Annotated in this window: 1 pseudogene; it reads right to left on the bottom strand. The window is 28.7% G+C overall.

The annotated features are described in order from the left end of the window. Positions 1 to 808: 808 nt before the first annotated feature. Positions 809 to 940, bottom strand: a pseudogene (locus tag BN338_RS13430) (glycosyltransferase family 4 protein); the annotation flags it as partial.

The following is a 940-nucleotide window of genomic DNA, read 5'->3' as shown; positions in this document are numbered from 1 at the left end:
ACGACAGTCCTCATGACATGTATAAAATAGGCATTATTATTTTACTTAAAATAATAAGCTGCAACTCGGTACAACAAAAAAAGCATAAATATTAGTACCACTATACTATTTTCTTTCTGTTAATGTTATAATAATCTGCACTTCAGGCAATTTATAAGAAATCTCTTCACACTTTGTCTTCAATAGTTTTTATCCACCACATGCCTTCTTCCAATTGTGATGTGCAAGAGGATAGCTCTCTCTCTATTTAATATCAACATTTAATATCAACAGGTTTGATATGAGAAAATCTTTACAAGATTCAAAGCTCTTATTCAAATTTAAAAGGCAAATTATCTATATGAATCAATATATTGATCTTATCGCTTATTATGAATTTGTTGAAAATATATATGACTATTTTATCCATGGCGATACAATCATTATCTTTTTCAAGATAAGAAAATATTTTTTGCTATCTATTTTAAGTCTTACAAAGCGTAACAATATCAGCACAACACCGTTAGGATAGTGCATAAATTTCTAGACTTGAGTTAAAACACTATTTTCTTATTCTAAAATATCACTAGAATGAAAATAGCTTTTCTCCCTCCTCGTATGCTTTATCATAAGCCGCATATCCCTCTCAAGCGTATACATTTTTAATTTTTTATCTAAAATTTTGAAAACTTCTTATATTATTCTACTAAAGCCAAGATCAATTTTATAAAATAACATTTATATCATTGAACTATTCTCTTAATGATTATGAAATAATCTTCAAGGGAAGCACTTTTTATCATTCCTCAAAAAGATTTTTGATATAATATTAAAGTGTTTTTTTCGCAAACAGTTCTTTGTAAACACTTTCAATCTCGCTTGCCTCTTTTTCCAAAGGAAAATGCGTACGGACATGGGTTAAAGCTTTCTTTCCGGCTGCCAATGTTTTTTCTACATCAGC

Origin of the sequence: Bartonella queenslandensis AUST/NH15, from assembly GCF_000312585.1 — a bacterium.
GTDB lineage: Bacteria > Pseudomonadota > Alphaproteobacteria > Rhizobiales > Rhizobiaceae > Bartonella > Bartonella queenslandensis_A.
This window is presented reverse-complemented; position numbering and strand designations above follow the sequence as displayed.